The organism is Pseudomonas sp. BF-R-24, assembly GCF_019947335.1.
Lineage (GTDB): Bacteria > Pseudomonadota > Gammaproteobacteria > Pseudomonadales > Pseudomonadaceae > Aquipseudomonas > Aquipseudomonas jessenii.
The window spans coordinates 1-18,065 of the sequence record NZ_JAGYGG010000063.1 but is presented as its reverse complement, the minus strand read 5'-3'; the positions used below and the strand labels follow the sequence as shown (position 1 = coordinate 18,065).

Annotated in this window: 9 protein-coding genes, 1 rRNA gene and 1 pseudogene; 8 read left to right on the top strand and 3 right to left on the bottom strand. The window is 59.9% G+C overall.

Translation table 11 applies throughout. From position 1 onward, the window contains the following. Positions 1-18: 18 nt before the first annotated feature. From KGA98_RS28815 to KGA98_RS27420, 3 genes and pseudogenes are all read left to right on the top strand, one after another. Positions 19-4,272 (top strand): annotated as a pseudogene (locus KGA98_RS28815) (beta strand repeat-containing protein); the annotation flags it as partial. Beyond that, positions 4,249-7,251 (top strand): cadherin-like domain-containing protein, encoded by a 3,003-nt coding sequence (locus tag KGA98_RS28810; RefSeq protein WP_411736679.1) that lies wholly within the window; start codon positions 4,249-4,251, stop codon positions 7,249-7,251. The pseudogene KGA98_RS28815 and the gene KGA98_RS28810, both read left to right, overlap by 24 nt. Positions 7,252-7,396: 145 nt before the next feature. Further along, positions 7,397-7,735, top strand: coding sequence for a tryptophan synthase subunit beta (locus KGA98_RS27420; protein WP_223504791.1), 339 nt, complete (start codon positions 7,397-7,399; stop codon positions 7,733-7,735). Positions 7,736-7,780: 45 nt separating this feature from the next. Here KGA98_RS27420 and lapD read toward each other — a convergent pair whose 3' ends face one another. Together lapD and lapG are read right to left on the bottom strand one after the other, a co-directional pair. Continuing rightward, on the bottom strand, positions 7,781-9,727 hold the full coding sequence (gene lapD / locus KGA98_RS27415) for a cyclic di-GMP receptor LapD (RefSeq protein ID WP_223504789.1): 1,947 nt from the start codon (positions 9,725-9,727) through the stop codon (positions 7,781-7,783). 14 nt (positions 9,728-9,741) lie between these two features. After that, the gene (gene lapG / locus KGA98_RS27410) at positions 9,742-10,434 is read right to left on the bottom strand and encodes a cysteine protease LapG (protein WP_057712560.1); all 693 of its coding nucleotides are present in this window, start codon (positions 10,432-10,434) and stop codon (positions 9,742-9,744) included. Positions 10,435-10,630: 196 nt separating this feature from the next. Between lapG and KGA98_RS27405 the strand changes: the two genes are divergently transcribed. The 5 genes from KGA98_RS27405 (at position 10,631) to KGA98_RS27385 (ending at position 17,657) form a co-directional block, all read left to right on the top strand. Next, positions 10,631-11,341, top strand: a complete 711-nt coding sequence (locus tag KGA98_RS27405; protein WP_223504787.1) for a GntR family transcriptional regulator — start codon at positions 10,631-10,633, stop codon at positions 11,339-11,341. A 699-nt stretch (positions 11,342-12,040) separates the two neighbouring features. Further along, positions 12,041-12,817, top strand: coding sequence for a DUF3050 domain-containing protein (locus KGA98_RS27400; protein ID WP_223504785.1), 777 nt, complete (start codon positions 12,041-12,043; stop codon positions 12,815-12,817). After that, positions 12,814-13,743, top strand: a complete 930-nt coding sequence (locus tag KGA98_RS27395; RefSeq protein ID WP_223504783.1) for a diiron oxygenase — start codon at positions 12,814-12,816, stop codon at positions 13,741-13,743. The genes KGA98_RS27400 and KGA98_RS27395 overlap by 4 nt, the downstream gene beginning before the upstream one ends. 13 nt (positions 13,744-13,756) lie before the next feature. Beyond that, a complete protein-coding gene (locus KGA98_RS27390) occupies positions 13,757-17,167 on the top strand; it encodes a non-ribosomal peptide synthetase (RefSeq protein WP_223504781.1) in 3,411 nt (1,136 codons plus the stop codon). A gap of 22 nt (positions 17,168-17,189) precedes the next feature. Then, entirely contained in the window at positions 17,190-17,657 is a 468-nt protein-coding gene (locus KGA98_RS27385) for an SRPBCC family protein (RefSeq protein WP_223504779.1), read from the top strand. 105 nt (positions 17,658-17,762) lie between these two features. On the opposite strand, the gene rrf is transcribed toward KGA98_RS27385, so the two are convergent. Then, positions 17,763-17,878: ribosomal RNA gene (gene rrf, locus KGA98_RS27380) — 5S ribosomal RNA — on the bottom strand. Between the last annotated feature and the right edge of the window lie 187 nt (positions 17,879-18,065).

Genomic DNA, 18,065 nt, shown 5'->3' with positions numbered 1-18,065 from the left:
ACCGCCTTGACCGGCAGTGTGTTGACCGGCACCTCGAGCGTCGACGGCCCGGTCAGCGTGGTCAACTTCACCATCGGTGAAACCACCTACGCCGCTGGCAGCACGGCGACCATCGCCAACGTCGGCACCCTGGTGATCGGCGCCAACGGGACTTACACCTTCACGCCTGCCGAAAATTACAACGGCAGCGTGCCGACCGTGAGCTACACCGTCACCGACGGTTCCGGCAGCAATGTCACCTCGACCCTGACCATCGACGTCACCCCGGTCGACGACAGCTTCACCGACATCAGCGAAACCGTGAGCACCAACGAAGACACCGCCGTCACCGGCAGCGTCCTCACCGGTACCTCGAGCGTCGATGGCCCGGTCAGCGTGGTCAATTTCACCATCGGTGAAACCACCTACGCCGCTGGCAGCACGGCAACCATCGCCAACGTCGGCAGCCTGGTGATCGGCGCCAACGGCGCTTACACCTTTACCCCGGCCGCCAATTACAACGGCAACGTGCCGACGGTCAGCTATACCGTCACCGACGGCTCCGGCAGCAACGTCACCTCGACCCTGACCATCGACGTCACCCCGGTCGATGACAACTTCAGCGACCTCAGCGAAAGCGTGAGCACCAACGAAGACACCGCCGTGACCGGCAGTGTCCTCACCGGCACGAGCAGCGTCGACGGCCCGGTCAGCGTGGTTAATTTCACCATCGGTGAAACCACCTACGCCGCTGGCAGCACGGCAACCATCACCAACGTCGGCAGCCTGGTGATCGGCGCCAACGGCGCCTATACCTTCACCCCGGCCGCCAACTACAACGGTACGGTGCCAACCGTCAGCTACACCGTCACCGACGGTTCCGGCAGCAACGTCACCTCGACCCTGAACATCAACGTCACCCCGGTCGATGACAACTTTACCGACGCCAACGAAACCGTCTCGACCCTGGAAGACACCGCCGTCACCGGCAGTGTCCTCACCGGCACGAGCAGCGTCGACGGCCCGGTCAGCGTGGTCAATTTCACCATCGGTGAAACCACCTACGCCGCTGGCAGCACGGCGACCATCGCCAACGTCGGCAGCCTGGTGATCGGCGCGAACGGTGCTTACACCTTCACCCCGGCCGCCAACTACAACGGCAGCGTGCCGACGGTGAGCTACACCGTCACCGACGGCTCGGGCAGCAATGTCACTTCGACCCTGACCATCAGCGTCACCCCGGTCGATGACAGCTTCACCGACATCAGCGAAAGCGTGACCACCAACGAAGACACCGCCTTGACCGGCAGTGTGTTGACCGGCACCTCAAGCGTCGATGGCCCGGTCAGCGTGGTCAATTTCACCATTGGTGAAACCACCTACGCCGCTGGCAGCACGGCGACCATCGCCAACGTCGGCAGCCTGGTGATCGGCGCCAACGGGACTTACACCTTCACCCCGGCCGCCAACTACAACGGCAGCGTGCCGACGGTGAGCTACACCGTCACCGACGGCTCCGGCAGCAATGTCACCTCGACCCTGACCATCAGCGTCACCCCGGTCGATGACCCGAGCGTTCTGATCGCAGATACCAAGACCGTCGATGAAGACCACGTTGCAATCGGCAACGTGCTTGGCAATGACAGCGATGCCGATAACGCCCTGAGTGTCGCGACATTCGCCATACAAGGCGTCCCTGGCTCCTTTACTGCGGGTCAAGTCGCGACTATCAGCGGCGTCGGTACTGTGACTATCGCCACCAACGGCGATTACAGTTTCACCCCTGCCGCAAACTGGAACGGCACCGTTCCACAGATCAGCTACACAACCAATACCAATTCCACCAGCACGCTGGATATTACGGTCAACTCGGTCAACGACGCTCCGACCGTTAATTCCACCTCGGCCAGTGGTGATGAAGATCATGTGATCGCCGTGCAGCTCGGCGGAAATGACATTGACGGCAGCGTCAACCACTTCACCCTGACCAGCCTGCCGGCCAATGGCAGTTTTTACGCAGACGCGGCCGGGACCATTGCGTTGACCACCAGCAGCGTGATCGCCGCAACCGCCAATGGCGCAACGGTTTACTTCAAACCCACCGGCGACTGGAGTGGCACCACCAGCTTCACCTACAGTGCGACCGACAACGGGGGCATGCCTTCTGCTACTTCAGCGACCGGCACCATCGTCGTCGCGCCAGTGACCGATACCCCGAGCCTGTCACTGACCGGTGGCGGTATGGTTGCCTCGACCGACTTCCAGGAAGTCGCGGTGAACGGTTCGAATACCAACGTCGATGTCAGCAAGCTTGGCAACGGCGTCTGGCACACGGACAACCAAGGAGGTATGGTCGAAATCGGCAAGGCCAGCGTTTACGGTGCCGGCGGCAATAGCCAGGTCATCGAACTTGAGCGCAATGCCGGTGATGCGAGCAACCTCTACACCACTATCGATGCGAAGTCCGGCACCACCTATAACGTGTCGTTCGACTATGCACCGCGTGCCGGCGTAGATAATTCGCTTATCAACGTGTACTGGGGCGGCAAGCTCATTGGCACCCTGAACACCTCGACCACGGGCATGCAGCACTACAGCTTCGACGTTCCGGTCATTGCCGATGGCAACCAGAAACTCGAATTCCGCGCCGGGGACAGCAACAGCCTGGGCGGCGTGCTGGACAACATCAATGTCACTCAGGTGCTCAACTCTGGCCTTGAAGACAACGCGATCCTGTTGTCCACCATCCAGGCCCACACCAATGACGCCGACGGTTCGGAAACGCTCACTCTCACACTGAGTGGCTTGCCGGCGGGCTCCATACTCACCGATGGCAACCATACCTTCAATGCTGCCGACGGCTCGACGTCGGTGGACATTACGGGTTGGAACCTGTCCACGCTCAAGCTGACACCGCCGACAAACTTCAATGGCGACATTCCCCTGACCGTTACGGCCACCGCCAAAGACGGCGACGCCCCAAGTGCGAGCACCTCGCTGCCACTGGTGGTGCACGTTGCTGCCGTCGATGACGCAAGCGTGCTGCAGACGGACAAGATCACCGTCGAAGAAGATCACAACGCGATCGGCAACGTGCTGACCAACGACCACGATGTCGATAATGTCCTGAGCGTCGCAAGCTTCAGCGTGAACGGGGTCAACGGCAGTTTCACGGCGGGCCAGACCGCAACCATCACTGGTGTCGGTACGCTAATCATCGCCAGCAACGGCGACTACACCTTCAAGCCGGCTGCCGACTGGAATGGCAACGTTCCACAGGTGACGTACACCACCAATACTGGCTCAAGCAATACGCTGAACATCAGCGTCACGCCGGTCAACGACAACGTTACCGACGCCAACGAAACCGTCTCGACCCTGGAAGATACCGCCTTGACCGGCAGTGTCCTCACCGGCACGAGCAGCGTTGACGGCCCGGTCAGCGTGGTTAACTTCACCATCGGTGAAACCACCTACGCCGCCGGCAGCACGGCGACCATCGCCAACGTCGGCACCCTGGTCATCGGCGCCAACGGCGCCTACACCTTTACCCCGGCCGCCAACTACAACGGCACGGTGCCAACCGTCACCTACACCGTCACCGACGGTTCCGGCACAGACGACACTTCGACCCTGAACATCAGCGTTACGCCGGTCAACGACAACTTCACCGACGCCAGCGAAACAGTCTCGACCCTGGAAGACACCGCCTTGACCGGCAGTGTGCTCACTGACACGAGTAGCGTTGACGGCCCGGTCAGCGTGGTCAACTTCACCATCGGTGCAACCACTTACACCGCCGGCAGCACGGCGACCATCGCCAATGTCGGCACCCTGGTGATCGCGGCGAACGGTGCTTACACCTTCACTCCGGCCGCCAACTACAACGGCACGGTGCCGACTGTCACCTACACCGTCACCGACGGTTCGGGACCGAACGACACCTCGACCCTGAACATCAGCGTCACGCCGGTCGATGACAGCTTCACCGACGTCAACGAAACGGTATCGACCTTGGAAGATACTGCCCTCACCGGCAGTGTCCTCACCGGCACGAGCAGCGTTGACGGCCCGGTCAGCGTGGTTAACTTCACCATCGGTGAAACCACCTACGCCGCTGGCACCACGGCGACCATCGCCAACGTCGGCACCCTGGTGATCGGCGCCAACGGCGCCTACACCTTCACCCCGGCCGCCAACTACAACGGCACGGTGCCGACCGTCAGCTACACCGTCACCGACGGTTCGGGACCGAACGACACCTCGACCCTGAACATCAGCGTCACGCCGGTCGATGACAGCTTCACCGACGCCAACGAAACGGTATCGACCCTGGAAGATACTGCCCTCACCGGCAGCGTCCTCACCGGCACGAGCAGCGTTGACGGCCCGGTCAGCGTGGTCAACTTCACCATCGGTACGACCACTTACACCGCCGGCACCACTGCGACTATCGCCAATGTCGGCACCCTGGTGATCGCGGCGAACGGTGCTTACACCTTCACCCCGGCCGCCAACTACAACGGCACGGTGCCGATCGTCAGCTACACCGTCACCGACGGTTCGGGACCGAACGACACCTCGACCCTGAACATCAGCGTCACGCCGGTCGATGACAGCTTCACCGACGTCAACGAAACGGTATCGACCTTGGAAGACACTGCCCTCACCGGCAGCGTCCTCACCGGCACGAGCAGCGTCGACGGCACGGTCAGCGTGGTCAACTTCACCATCGACGGTGTTACTGGCACTTTCATCGCCGGCCAGACCGCGACCATCGCCAATGTCGGCAGCCTGGTAATCGCAGCAAACGGGGCTTACACCTTCACCCCGGCCGCCAACTACAACGGCACGGTGCCAACCGTCACCTACACCGTCACCGACGGCTTTGGACCCAACGTCACCTCGACCCTGAACATCAGCGTCACGCCAGTCGATGACCCGAGTGTGCTGGCTGCTGACCTCGAAACCACCCTTGAGGACAAGATCGCCGCCGGTAACGTTCTGACCAATGACCGCGATGTGGACAACGTTCTCAGCGTGACCAAGTTCACTATTGGTGGCATCGAGTACACCGCGGGGGGTACTGCCACCATCGCAAACGTGGGCAGGCTGACTCTCAGTGCCAACGGTGACTACAGCTTTACCCCTGCCGACAATTGGAGTGGCAAGGTTCCGACTGTGACCTACACCACCAATACCGGTTCAAGCACCACGCTGGACATCAGTGTGACCGCGGTCGCGGATACACCGATCGTGACCGCCACCACGTCTCAGGTGGCCGAGAACAGCAGCATCGCGTTGGGCTTGAAGGTAACGTCAGTGGACACTGATGGCTCTGAAACCCAGACCATTACCTCGATCGGCGGCATCCCGGCAGGTGCGACCCTGACCGATGGCACGCACACCTTTACCGGCACAACCGGTAACGGCGTCGTCAACCTCAGCGGGTGGGATGTAAGCAAGTTGAGCTACACCCCGGCACCGTACGCCACCGGCACCAACACGCTGACCGTGACGGCAGTCTCGACCGAGAGCCAGGGTGATTCGGCCAGCAATACGACGCAGATTCCGATCACGATCAATCCAGCGGTCTACAACGCCGTCACTGCCACGGCGGCCAATGACACCGTCACCGGCACCGACGGCAATGACATCATCATCGCCGACATCGGCGGCCTGACCGTGGTGCCAGGCACCAACTACAACATCGCCTTCATGGTCGACAGCTCCGGCAGTATGAGTTCCTCGTCGATCAACTCGGCCAAGAACTCGCTGACGTCGGTGTTCAACACCCTCAAGCAAAGCCTGGGCAGCAACTCGGGTACGGTGAACATCTTCCTGGTGGACTTCGACACCCAGGTCAACAAGTCGGTATCGGTGAACCTCAAAGACCCGAATGCGCTGACTCAGTTGAAGGCGACTCTGGACTCGATGTCATCCGGCGGCGGCACCAACTACGAGGACGTGTTCAAAACCACGGCCAACTGGTTCCAGAGTGCGGACGCCGTGGCCAACACTGGGGCGAAGAACCTCACGTATTTCATTACTGACGGCAAGCCAACTTACTACCAAAGCGGCGAGTCGACCAACCCGACCCTGTATGGCAGCACAACACTCGATAGCCTGATCACCACCAGCAACTATCAGCCGGGCACAGCGATCAGCCTGTTCCCCGACAGCACGCACCAGATCGACATTACCGCCTCGGGCTATGTGACGGTCTGGACCAAGAGCAGCAACGGCAACAACGGCAATGGCAATGGCAATGGCAACGGAGGTAGCTGGTCATACAAGGACTTCGGGTATCTGCGTGCCCAGGGTGACGGTACCTACGAATTTTCGAGTCGTGACGGCGACGGCAGTAGCACCGACGGGGACACCACCAGCAACTCAACCGGCAGCTTTACGTTGCTGAGCAACCTGTCGAATGTCGAGGCCATTGGCCTCAACAGCGGAGTGAGCCTCAACGACCTGAAGCCGTACGACTCGAATCAATCGCCACAAACCAACATTGATCCGAAGGACCTGGCCAACTCGATCATCGGTCACACCGAAGCGACGATGCCGGGTCACGACACCGTCAGCGGTGGCGACGGCAACGACCTTCTGTTCGGCGATCTGGTGAGCTTCAACGGCATTGCCGGCGAGGGTTACCAGGCCATGCAAGCCTTCGTGGCGCAGCAAACCGGTGTGGACGTCAGCAACGTCACCACCAGCAATGTGCACCAGTACATCACCGAGCATTACAACGCGTTCGATGTGTCCGGTGCCCATGACGGCAACGACACCCTGCTGGGCGGGGCGGGCAATGACATCCTGTTCGGTTCGGGCGGTAGCGACACCCTCGACGGAGGCAAGGGCAATGACATCCTGCTCGGAGGTACCGGCAACGACACGTTGATGGGCGGACAGGGCACCGACATCCTGATCGGTGGTTCCGGTGGTGACACCTTCGTCTGGAAAGCGGGCGACACCGGCAACGACGTGATCAAGGACTTCAAGGCCAGCGAAGGTGACCGGATCGACCTGCGCGATCTGTTGCAGGGTGAAACCGGCAGCACCATCGACAACTTCCTGAAGATCTCCACGGTCGATGGCGTGTCGTCGCTGCAAGTCAGCACAACCGGCCAGTTCAACTCGGGCAATGCGGCCGCCGCCACACCGGACGTGACGATCAAACTGGAAGGCAACAACTGGTCGAGCGCCAACCTGCACAACCTGATTGCCGGTAGCGACCCGACCATCAAGATCGATCACAACAACAGCTGAGGCACGAAAACGGCCGCCCTTATGGGGCGGCCGTCACGTTTGCGTCCACTGCCCGGTGACGATTTCGTCGCCGCGCCACATACTGGCGCGCAGTTGACCTATGCTGCTGACAGCACGACGCTGGTTCAATTCTGAGGGATGCTCAATGTTTTACGTGCAACGCGATGCGCAGGGCCTGTTGGTACGCGTGGAACCCGCCGCCTACGCCGAGGCCACGGAAACGCTGGCGGCCGACAATCATGAGATCCTGGCCTGGTTTGCCAACGCGGCTGTGGAAAACAGCCTCAAACAGCTCAAGCAAAGTGACCTGGAAATGATCCGGGTACTCGACGACTTGATTCAGGTGCTGACCCAGAAAGGCGTGATCCGCGTCACCGACCTGCCGACGGCGGCCCAGGCCAAGCTCATGGACCGGAACCAGGCCCGTGAAGCCTTGGGTGGCTTGAGCCAATTGATCGATGATGAGGAGACCGGGCTGATCTGACGCGCCCCTGCGATCATTCCCACGCACGGCGTGGGAATGATCACATCAGGCCCAGGGTTTTGGCTCGCCGAACAACTGGCCCTGTACACCGTATAACCCCATCTCGCGAATCACCGACAACTCCCCTTCTGTCTCGACCCGCTCGGCAATCAGGGGCAAGTCAATGCTGTGCGCCGCTCGCTGGATCGCCTCGATGAACAGGCGTTTGTCACTCTCCAGATCAATCGACCGAATGTAGCTGCCATCGATTTTCAGGTACGCCAGACCCAGCCGGGCCAGGTTGCCAATCATGCTGAAGCGGCCACCGAAACGTTGCAGGCTCAGGGAGAACCCCAGTTCGCGCAGGTGCCGGGTCAGTTGCTCCAGCACTGCCTGATCAGGCAGTTGCTCTTCGCCAATTTCCAGGGTCAGACGCGGGCCGAGGTTGGAGTGCGAGCGCAGTATCTCGAAGATTTTGTTTTGCGCCTGCGGATCGGCCAGGGTAGCCGACGACAGGTTCAGCGCCAGCGATTCCTCATGCCCGCTCATTTGCTCCAATACCCGCTCGAGCATCAGCCGATCCAGACGTGCAGTCCAGCCGAAGCGCTCCAGCCAAGGCAGAAAACGCCCGGCGGGGATGGTCTGGCCGTGTTCGTCGAGCAGTCGCGACAACACTTTGTAATGCAGCACCAGTTGCGTGTCCTGGGCGGCCACTACCGGTTGGAAATACAGCTCGAAACGTTGCTGTGTCAGCGCCTGGTCGAGCATGAGGTGCCAGGCGTGGTGATCGTCGCCGACACTGGCCGCAAGGCTGTGTTCGATACAGGCCCAGTTTTGCTCGCCCTGGCCTTCGGCCTGCGCCAGTGCCTGATCGCCGAGGCTGAGCACGGCTTGCGGCGAGTCGCCGTGAGCAAAAGGCGCCAGGCCGATAGAGGCTACGGCAGCCACATCGGTGGCGCCGGTAGCGTGAAGACTGGCCAAGGCGCTGTCGAGGTTCTGTGCCAATTGCAGCGCTTCTGTGCGCACCAGTCCCGGTGCCAGTACGGCAAATTCGCCACCACGGATACGGGTGACCAGGTTTTGGGTTTCCGGGTATTTGGCGCACTCGCGGGACAATTGCTCGCCGACGGCCTTGAGCACTTCATCGGTGCGCTGACCGCCAAGGCGCTGGTTGAGACCGGCCAGATCCTTGACCCGCAACAGCAGCAGGTAACCGGAACTGGCCTGCTCCGGGTTGCTTACCCGCGCATTCAATTGCATCTCGAAATAACGCCGGTTGGCCAACCCGGTCAACGAGTCCTGATAGGACTCGACCCGAAGTTTTTCACTGCGTTCGGCCTGCTCCTGGAAGAGCGCCTTGAGCTTCTCGACCATCTGGTTCATGGCCTGCACTACCCGGCGAAGTTCGGGGGTGCGCGGCAGTTCTGGCAGGCTGAGGAATTCCCGTCGGGCGATGGCGTGGGATTGCTTGACCATGTAATCCAGCGGTCTCAATTGCTGACGCAGCAACAATGCGCCCAGTACCGCACTGACCGCGCCACATAGCAGCAACCAGCCCAGGCTGCCCAAAGCGCTTTGCCATAGCTTGGCCAGCGCAAACATCGGGTGGCTGACCACCTCGACCCGGGCAGCCTGCTCCCAGCCACGGCTGACGATCGCATCACCACCGGCGGGCTCCAGGCCGATCAGTTTGACGAACCAGTCCGGAACATTGTTGATCGCCGGAATGCCCGTGCGCTCGACCAGGGGCCGATTGGTCTTCACATCGACCACGCGGATGCTCGCGTAGTAACCGCTGTCGAAAATCGAGCTGACCAGCAACTCGACCATCGCCGGGTCGTCGATGTTCGGTGTCAGGGACAGCGCCAGCGCCGTCGCGGCGTCCTGGGCATGGGAGCGCAACTGGTTGACGTACTGAGTACGCGAGCTCTCCAGGCTGACCATGAAACTACCGGTGAAGGCGACCACCAGGAACAGACAGATAGCAATCAACAGCTGTTTGAACAAAGACATCTGAGCACGTGCTCCTAGTTAGTCGTCTCGACCGGGAATCCTTCGGCCTGCATTTTTTTCAACACATCCTGCCAACGCGAAAGGCGTTTGGTATCGCCGACCTTTTTATTGCCCTTGGCACCCGGCAACCACATCCCTTCCGCATTGAAAGAGTAGACCGGCAGCAAATCCTTTCGCTGGCTGGCCGGCTTGATTGCATCAATCAGGCTGTCGAGCACCAAGGGCTCGGCCTCCGGACTCGAGTAGTAGGTCAGCACCATGTGCGCACGGTTCTGGGTCAGTGCCTTGACATAGGTGATACGCAGCTTTTCACTGGCTACACCGAGGTGTCGCAGGCTGAAGTACTTGGCAATAGCGTAGTCCTCACAGTCGCCGGCGCCTTTCCAGAGGGCTTCGATCGGGGTTTCCCAGTAGTCGACTTCATGCCACAGATCCATGTCTTCGACGTATCGCAGCTGTTTGTTGAAAAAGCGATTGACCACATTGAGTTGTTCCAGCTCGCCGATCTGCTTCTGGCTGGTCAACAAGTATTGCCAATCATTAATGCGCTGCTGACCTTCTCCCAAAGGTCCGTACAATGCCTGCGCTCGCCGGCTGATCAGGGAAAAATCCCAATCGGCGCTCAAGCTGCCCAGCATCACGCCAGTCAGCAGCAATGCGCTGCACAGCCAGCGTAAAACCCGGGGGATCGTTAAACTTGCCACCAATGCGAGGCATCCTGGATAGGCAGGAGGGAGTCGTTCGAATGGTGAAGGTTAGCCCGGAAAAAGACAATGGCACGGTGAGATCACTGGCGGCGCGCTAAACTGGAAGAAAGGCACTCCAGAGCTTGTTTGACAAGCAGTCAGCCAGTCACTAGTGTCATTTGGATCCAAAAATATTCCATCAATCAGGGTGCGTTTAGTGACACAAAAGCCCAACCCTCTCAGCAGTATCAAGGTCAACGGGCCGATTCCTGCACACATGGCACGCTCGGTGATCGAAGAAACCCTGCGCGCGGCCATACTCGACGGGCGCATTCCTTGCGGTGCGGCCTTGCGCCAGCAAGACCTCGCCGACCTGTTCGGCGTCAGCCGCATGCCTGTACGCGAAGCCTTGCGCCAACTCGAAGCACAATCGTTGCTCAATGTGGTTGCCCATAAGGGTGCCGTGGTCGCGCCACTGGTACAGGGCGATGCCGTGGAAACCTATGCGCTGCGCATCCTGCTGGAATCCGAAGCCCTGCGTCTCTCGGTACCACTGCTCCAGGACGAAGATCTCGAACAGGCTGCCCGCTACATCGATGCACTGGAAACGGAAAGCGACTACACCGAAATCGGTCGGCTCAATCGCCTGTTCCACATGGCGCTTTACACCCGGGCGCCGAATCGCCGGCTGTTGAGACTGGTCGAAGACGGCCTGAACGAAGAAGAACGGTTCCTGCGTTTCAACCTGGAAGCCATGGGCCTGGGCAAACTCTCCCAGGATGACCACAAGGCCCTGTTGCACGCAGCCGAAGCCCGGGACGTCGAACACTCCGTGCAGCTGCTCGAGCATCACCTGAACCGAGGGGTCGAGGTCATTACGCGCTACCTCAACAGCCCTGAAGTCCAGGCCAGGAACAGGTCGAAGTAGCCCGCAGCGGCAAGCCCGGGGAATGTACCGAAGGGTTTTCCTCGCTTGCCGCGCATCCCCCCAAATGCTCCGCGAGTAATTTGATTACAAATCCCCCGGCGCCATACCGCGCCCCAACGCCCCGCCGCCTTAAAACCCGACCATTGCAACGTTTGCATGATGCCTCAGTAATGGCGGCCACCTCGATTTACGCCCACTCTGGATAACCAGGACAAAAAACGGGTGACGCTCCGTGCGAATGGAGCAGTCTCTGCCCCCAGAAGCGAAGGAAGGAGCCTCATCACGGGAACGGAAGGATCGGCATCACTCGCGACCCGCTTCCACCCCCTCAGACACCCACAACGACGCCCGTAAAAAGTTACTTCGAGTGAGGCATTCACTCTTTATTTAATTCTGACTTACATAAGCCGGAAGGAGTAACTACGCCAAAATAAAACCAATATAAAAAGTTTTATTGAAACTTTTCATCTTCGAAAAAGTTGAATATTGAAATAATAACAAAACAACTTGATCAACACTTTATATGTGTATTAGTTTTTCTTCGCCGCCAACCACAAACGGCAGTAACACCTCAGCTACTCGGCATCAATAGCACTGAAAAAGATCAATACGTTTGAGGTACCCGTTCGCCCGGAGAAAACTTCCAGCGAACTTCAGTGCTTGATTACTTCTCACCCCGGATCATTTACAGGCTCATCCATGAAACCAACTAAAGAACGCCTGCTTCAAAAAAAATCAGAACTTGGCGAACACCCGATCTTCTCTGAAATACATTCGCTGCCGGTCCTGCGACGCTTCATGGAAACCCACGTGTTTGCCGTATGGGACTTCATGTCGCTGACCAAGCGCCTGCAACAGGAATTGACCTGCGTGCGACTGCCCTGGCTGCCACCGCAGGATCCCCAGGCCGCGCGGTTGATCAACGAGATCGTACTGGGTGAGGAGTCGGATGATCGTCCGGCCCGGGGTCATTACAGCCACTTCGAGTTGTACCTGGATGCAATGCGCGAGGTCGGCGCCTGTACCGTTGCCATCGAACGCTTCGTGGCCCTGCAGCAAGAGGGTGTGAGCTACGACGTGGCCTTGCAGAGCATCAAGGTCGATCCGGCGGCCGCGGATTTCGTTCGCCATACGCTACACACCGCACTACATGCGCCGGGTCACAGTGTGGCGGCGGCGTTTCTGCACGGTCGCGAGAGCGTTATCCCGCAGATGTTCCAGCGCATCCTCGACGATTGGGGCATCGGCATCGAACAGGCACCGACTTTCCGGTACTACCTCGAACGGCACATTGAGGTCGATTCCGAGGACCACGGCCCGGCAGCGGAAAAGCTCCTGTCGCGACTGGTCGATAGCGACCCGCAACGGCAGGAAGACGTGTACGCGAGCGCCATCGCAGCCGTGGAAAGTCGTATCGCCCTGTGGGACGGGTTGCGCCTGAGCATGAACGCATCCGTCACGGAGGTGAGTGCATGAACGCCGCAGACTACCAATCCTTCGCTGATGCCTGGGAGAGCCGCGCGACCATCCGCACCCGCCCGCGCCGTGTGCTGGAAAACGACGGCAAACTGATCTACCCGTTGAGCCGCCAACCGCTGGTGCTGAGCGAAACCTTTGTGCGCGAATGCCCGGAGCAGCGCGACGTCGCCCTGGTGCAGACCCTCTACAAGTTCATCAACGATGTGGTGATCTTCGAAACCGAGATCGTCGACAAAACCGCCCGCAGCATCGCCAAGAATCGCTTCGCGGTCGAGTTCCCGTTCGCCTGCCGCTACGACGCCATGACTGTCGTGGTGGACGAGGATTATCACGCACTGGTGGCGATGGACTTCATGCAACAGACCATCGCGTTGACCGGCATCACCCCCATTGAATTGCCGGATGAAATCGAACTGAGCCGAGCAATACCGGCGGCCGTGGCGCTCGCACCGGAGCACCTGCGTAGCGCTGTAGAACTGATCTGCGTGGCCATCGCCGAAAACACGGTGACCGGTGATGTCGCCGCGTTTGCCAAGGACGACACGGTCAAGCAATCGATCAAGGGCCTGATGGCCGATCACTTGCTGGACGAGGGACGTCACTCCGGTTTTTGGGCACGGCTGGTACGCATCTACTGGCATGCCGCAAGTGCAGACGATCGCCAGTGCATCGCCCAGATCTTGCCGGTGTTCATTGCTCATTACCTGACCAACGACATCCAGAAATCCTTCGACTTCCGCCTGATCGACGCACTGCAGATCAACGACTCGGCGCGCCACGCCCTCAGGAACGAAGTATCGGCACTGGCCTTCCCGATAAGTCGCCATCACCCGCTGGTGGCCAACATTGTGCGGTTTTTCCACAGCAGTTCGTTGCTCGATTCGCCGTGCGTACAAACCGCCCTCAGCGACTACCTGGTTTGACGAGGAGCCCATCATGAGACGTCTCGACATCTTGCTCATCGGACAAAGCCAGGCATTGACCGAGCTGGCATTGGAACTCGAACAACACGGTCACTCACTGACGCGGGTATCCGCACGCGACGAAATGCCGGGGCCTGTGGATCTGCTGATCGACGATGGCACGTCGCTTCAGTTCACTGCTCAGGCGCCACGGCTGACATTGCAATTGGGGCTCGGCTTGCCGCAGACGTCAGGCCTGCCTTCGCTGGACCTGTTGTGCCGCCATGGCTCAACGCTGCTGTCTCGTGTACCCATCGCCGATGAGCCGTCGGGTAACGGCCAGGCGTTGAGTAGGCAGGCCATGACAGCACTGGTTGACCACGTGGCGCTGCTGGTCAGTCGCTACTCGCGCGATGTCGACTATTTTCGGCTCGCCGAACCCGCCGAACCTGTTCGCTTCGAGCGCATCGAGAGTTTGCGGTTCCTTGACAGCCTCGCGTTCGTGCATCGCCTCAATGCCACCGCCGACCCACGACTGCAGCAACTTGCGCAAACGCCGATGATCGAAAGGCTGGAGCAACAGTGCATCCAGAATGCTGACCGTCCGGCCTTGAGCATCGATGGCACCACCCTCGACTATCGCCAGTTGCACGCCCACAGCCGCGCCATCCAGCAACGCCTGCGACCGCTGCTGGATCAGCATCAAGGCCCGATAGTCGTCGGGATCTGCCTGCCCAAATGCAGCGCGCTGTATGCGGGAATCCTGGCGATCCTGGGCAGCGGCGCGGTGTACTTGCCGCTGGAGCCGAGCCATCCGTTGCAACGTCAGCAGTACATCCTGTCGAATGCCGGCGCGGTGTTGTTGCTGCATGACGGCGAGCATCCCCTGGCGAACGAGATGCCAGGGCTGGACATCAGCAGCATCGACGCCCATGCAGCAGATCTCTCTCAACCGTTGATGCGCCAACGCCCCGACCTCGATACGCCATGCATGGCCCTCTACACCTCGGGCACCACCGGCCATCCGAAGGGCGTGCTGCTCAGCCAGGCCAACCTCGCGCACTTCACCCACTGGTACGCCGACTATGTTCAGCTGACCAGCCAGAGCCGGGTGCTGCAGTTTTCTTCGTTGAGTTTCGACTCATCGCTGATCGACATCTTCCCGACTCTGCTGCAAGGCGCCGAGCTGATCGTGCCCGACGAGGACCAACGTCGCGATCCGCTGCAACTGGTGGAGCTGATTCGTCATCGGCAGCTGAGCCACGCCTTTTTACCGCCCGCCTTGTTGAGCATCCTGCCGCTGGAGCAGTTGCAATGTCTGGACCGTGTGATGACCGGCGGCGATGTCTGCGAACCGTGGGTCATCGAGCAGCTGAGCCGTCAGGGCAAGCTCTACAACCTCTACGGGCCCACCGAGGCCACGGTGCTGATCACCGCGCGGCGGCTTCAGGCAGGCGACAACAACCGCTCGCTGGGTGCGCCGATCGCCAATAGTCAGGTGTTTATTCTTGATGATGACTATCAACCGGTGGCCGAACAGACCGTCGGCGAGTTGTACATCGCCGGCCCGGGCGTGTGCCTGGGATACCTGAACAACCCGCAGCAAACCGCTGAGCGTTATCTGGAACTGAACTTGCCTGATGGCCGGACCCTGCGCGTCTATCGCACCGGGGACATGGCGAAGTGGACGGCTGAAGGGATCGAGCTGTGCGGTCGGCGTGATAATCAGGTGAAGATTCGCGGCTTCCGGGTCGAGCCGGAAGAGATTGAGCGCTGCCTGCGCGACAGCCAGTTGTACCGCCAGGTTGCCGTGGTCATCGATAGCCAGCGGCGGATTCTGGCTTTCCTTGCCCAGCCCCGAGAGGACCTTCCCGGCAGCGCTCGCCAGGCGTTGAAGGCCCACGCGACACAGCACCTGCCGGACTACATGCGCCCTGTTGCATGGACCGAGCTGGCAAGCATGCCTTACGCCAGCAATGGCAAGGTCGACCGCAAGGCGTTGCTGGATCTGCCGGTAAGCGTCACCGAGAACCCTTCACGGCGCCTGCCCGTCAACGCCGATGAGGCCCTGCTGCTGGAAATCTGGGCGCAGTTGCTGGAGCTGCCGGCGAGCGACATTTCCACCGACGAAAGCTTCTTCAATCTGGGCGGGCACTCGATCCTGCTGTCGCGCATGCTCCTGCGACTGCGCGAGGAGTTCGGGCGCAGCATCTCGATCAACCGCTTCATCGAAATGCCCACCCTCGAGAAACTGGCGACACTGGTACGCGGCTTCGGCAGCGAAGAAGTGCTGAGCGAACAGGCCATGCGCGATGCCTTCCGCGAACTGGATATTCAGCCAATGCCCGTCAGCCGCATGGGCGATGTGCACAAGGTGATCGTCACCGGTGCCAACAGTTTTGTCGGTGTACACATCGTCGAGGCATTGCTGGCCTGGGGCGCCAGTGAAGTCGCCTGCCTGGTTCGCGACGGCAACGGGCAATCGGCGAACGAGCGCTTTGCCCAGGCGTTACGGGAGAACCGTCTGGAGCATCTGGATATGAGCCGGGTGCGGGTTTACACGGCAGACGTCACACGGCCGGAACTCGGTTTGGCGCCCGAGGTTTACCAACGGCTGGATCAGGAGTTTGGCGCTCTGGTGCACAACGCGGCCAACGTCAATCACGTCCTCGATTACGAGTCGCTCGCCCGGGACAACGTTGAGCCGATTGTCGAATGTTTGCGCCTGTGCGAAGGACGCAGCAAAAAAGTCTTCAACTTCGTCTCGACGCTCTCGGCCTCCAGCACGATATCCGACGATGGCCGAGTGCTCGAGTTGCCGGCCGCACTCACACCACCGATCTACATCAAGAACGGCTACAACCTGTCCAAATGGGTCGGCGAGCGAATCCTCGAAAGGGCACGGGAGCTTGGTGTGCGGGTCAATCTCTACCGTCCCGGCAACATCAGCTTCAACAGCCTCACGGGCGTGTGTCAGCCGCACAAAAATCGCCTGATGCTGATGCTCAAGGGCTCGATCCAGCTTGGCCAAGTACCGGAGTTCGCCTTGAATTTCGACTTGATGCCGGTGGACTTTCTCGCCCGATTCATCGCCTTCCACGCCAGTCGTTATCAACCGGAACAAGCGGTATTCAACCTGCACAACCCCGAGCCCTTGAGCTGGGACAATTACGTGGCGTCCTTCCGCGAGGCAGGCCGCGAATTCACGATGGTCAGCGTCGCCGACTGGCAGCAGCAACTGGGTCGGGTCGACAGCGACAACGCGTTGTTCGGCGTGCTGGGGTTCTACCTCAACGGTTTCGAGGAGGACATCGGCGATATCTCGATGATCGGCCACGACAACGCCCAGGCCGGTGTTCGGCTAATGGGCGCGCACTACCCGCAAAAGTCCCCGGCGCTGCTGCGTCGCGGCTGCGATTACCTCAAAGAAATCAATTTCATCTGACGCAACCAAACGGAGCAAAACCATGAGTATTCTGCAACCCGACACCCTGATCAAAAACCCTCAAGGCTGCCACGTGGTGTCCTCGGTGGACGTGCCCGCCGATGCCACTCGGGTATGGGCCGTAGTCGGTAACTTTGCCGGCTTCGATCGCTTCATCCCGGCACTGTCGCATATAGAGATGACCGGCGAAGGCGTGTCATCGCTGCGCAAAAAGTTTTTCAAGGACGGCAACCTGGTGGTCGAGCAGCTCAACTCCCGGGACGACCAGGCACGGCGCATGACCTGGACCACTATCTACAACACCCTGGGTGTGGCCAATCTGTGGGCCGCGATGAGCGTTGAACCACTGGATGCGGGCAAGTCCAGAGCCACCTGGACCATCATCGCCGAACCGGCGCAGGGCGCCGCCGAGGCACTGCCGGGCTTCAAGGACTTCGTACAGGGTTTTGCCGATGATGCGATGAACAATGTGCTGAAGCTGTTTGCGTAAGACGTGAAAAAGCCCGTTGTGGAGAGGCTCCACAACGGGCTTTTCAGTACCCCTGAAACGACAAAACCCCTGTCTGCGTTAGCAGACAGGGGGTTCGGAATTCAATCTTGACGATGACCTACTCTCACATGGGGAAACCCCACACTACCATCGGCGATGCATCGTTTCACTTCTGAGTTCGGGATGGGATCAGGTGGTTCCAACGCTCTATGGTCGTCAAGAAATTCTGTAACCAGCCCGTTAGAACTTTAACGTGCCAGTGAAAACTGGTGACTTCTACTAAAACAAAACCCCTACCTGCATACGCAGATAGGGGTTTCGGAATTTAATCTTGACGATGACCTACTCTCACATGGGGAAACCCCACACTACCATCGGCGATGCATCGTTTCACTGCTGAGTTCGGGA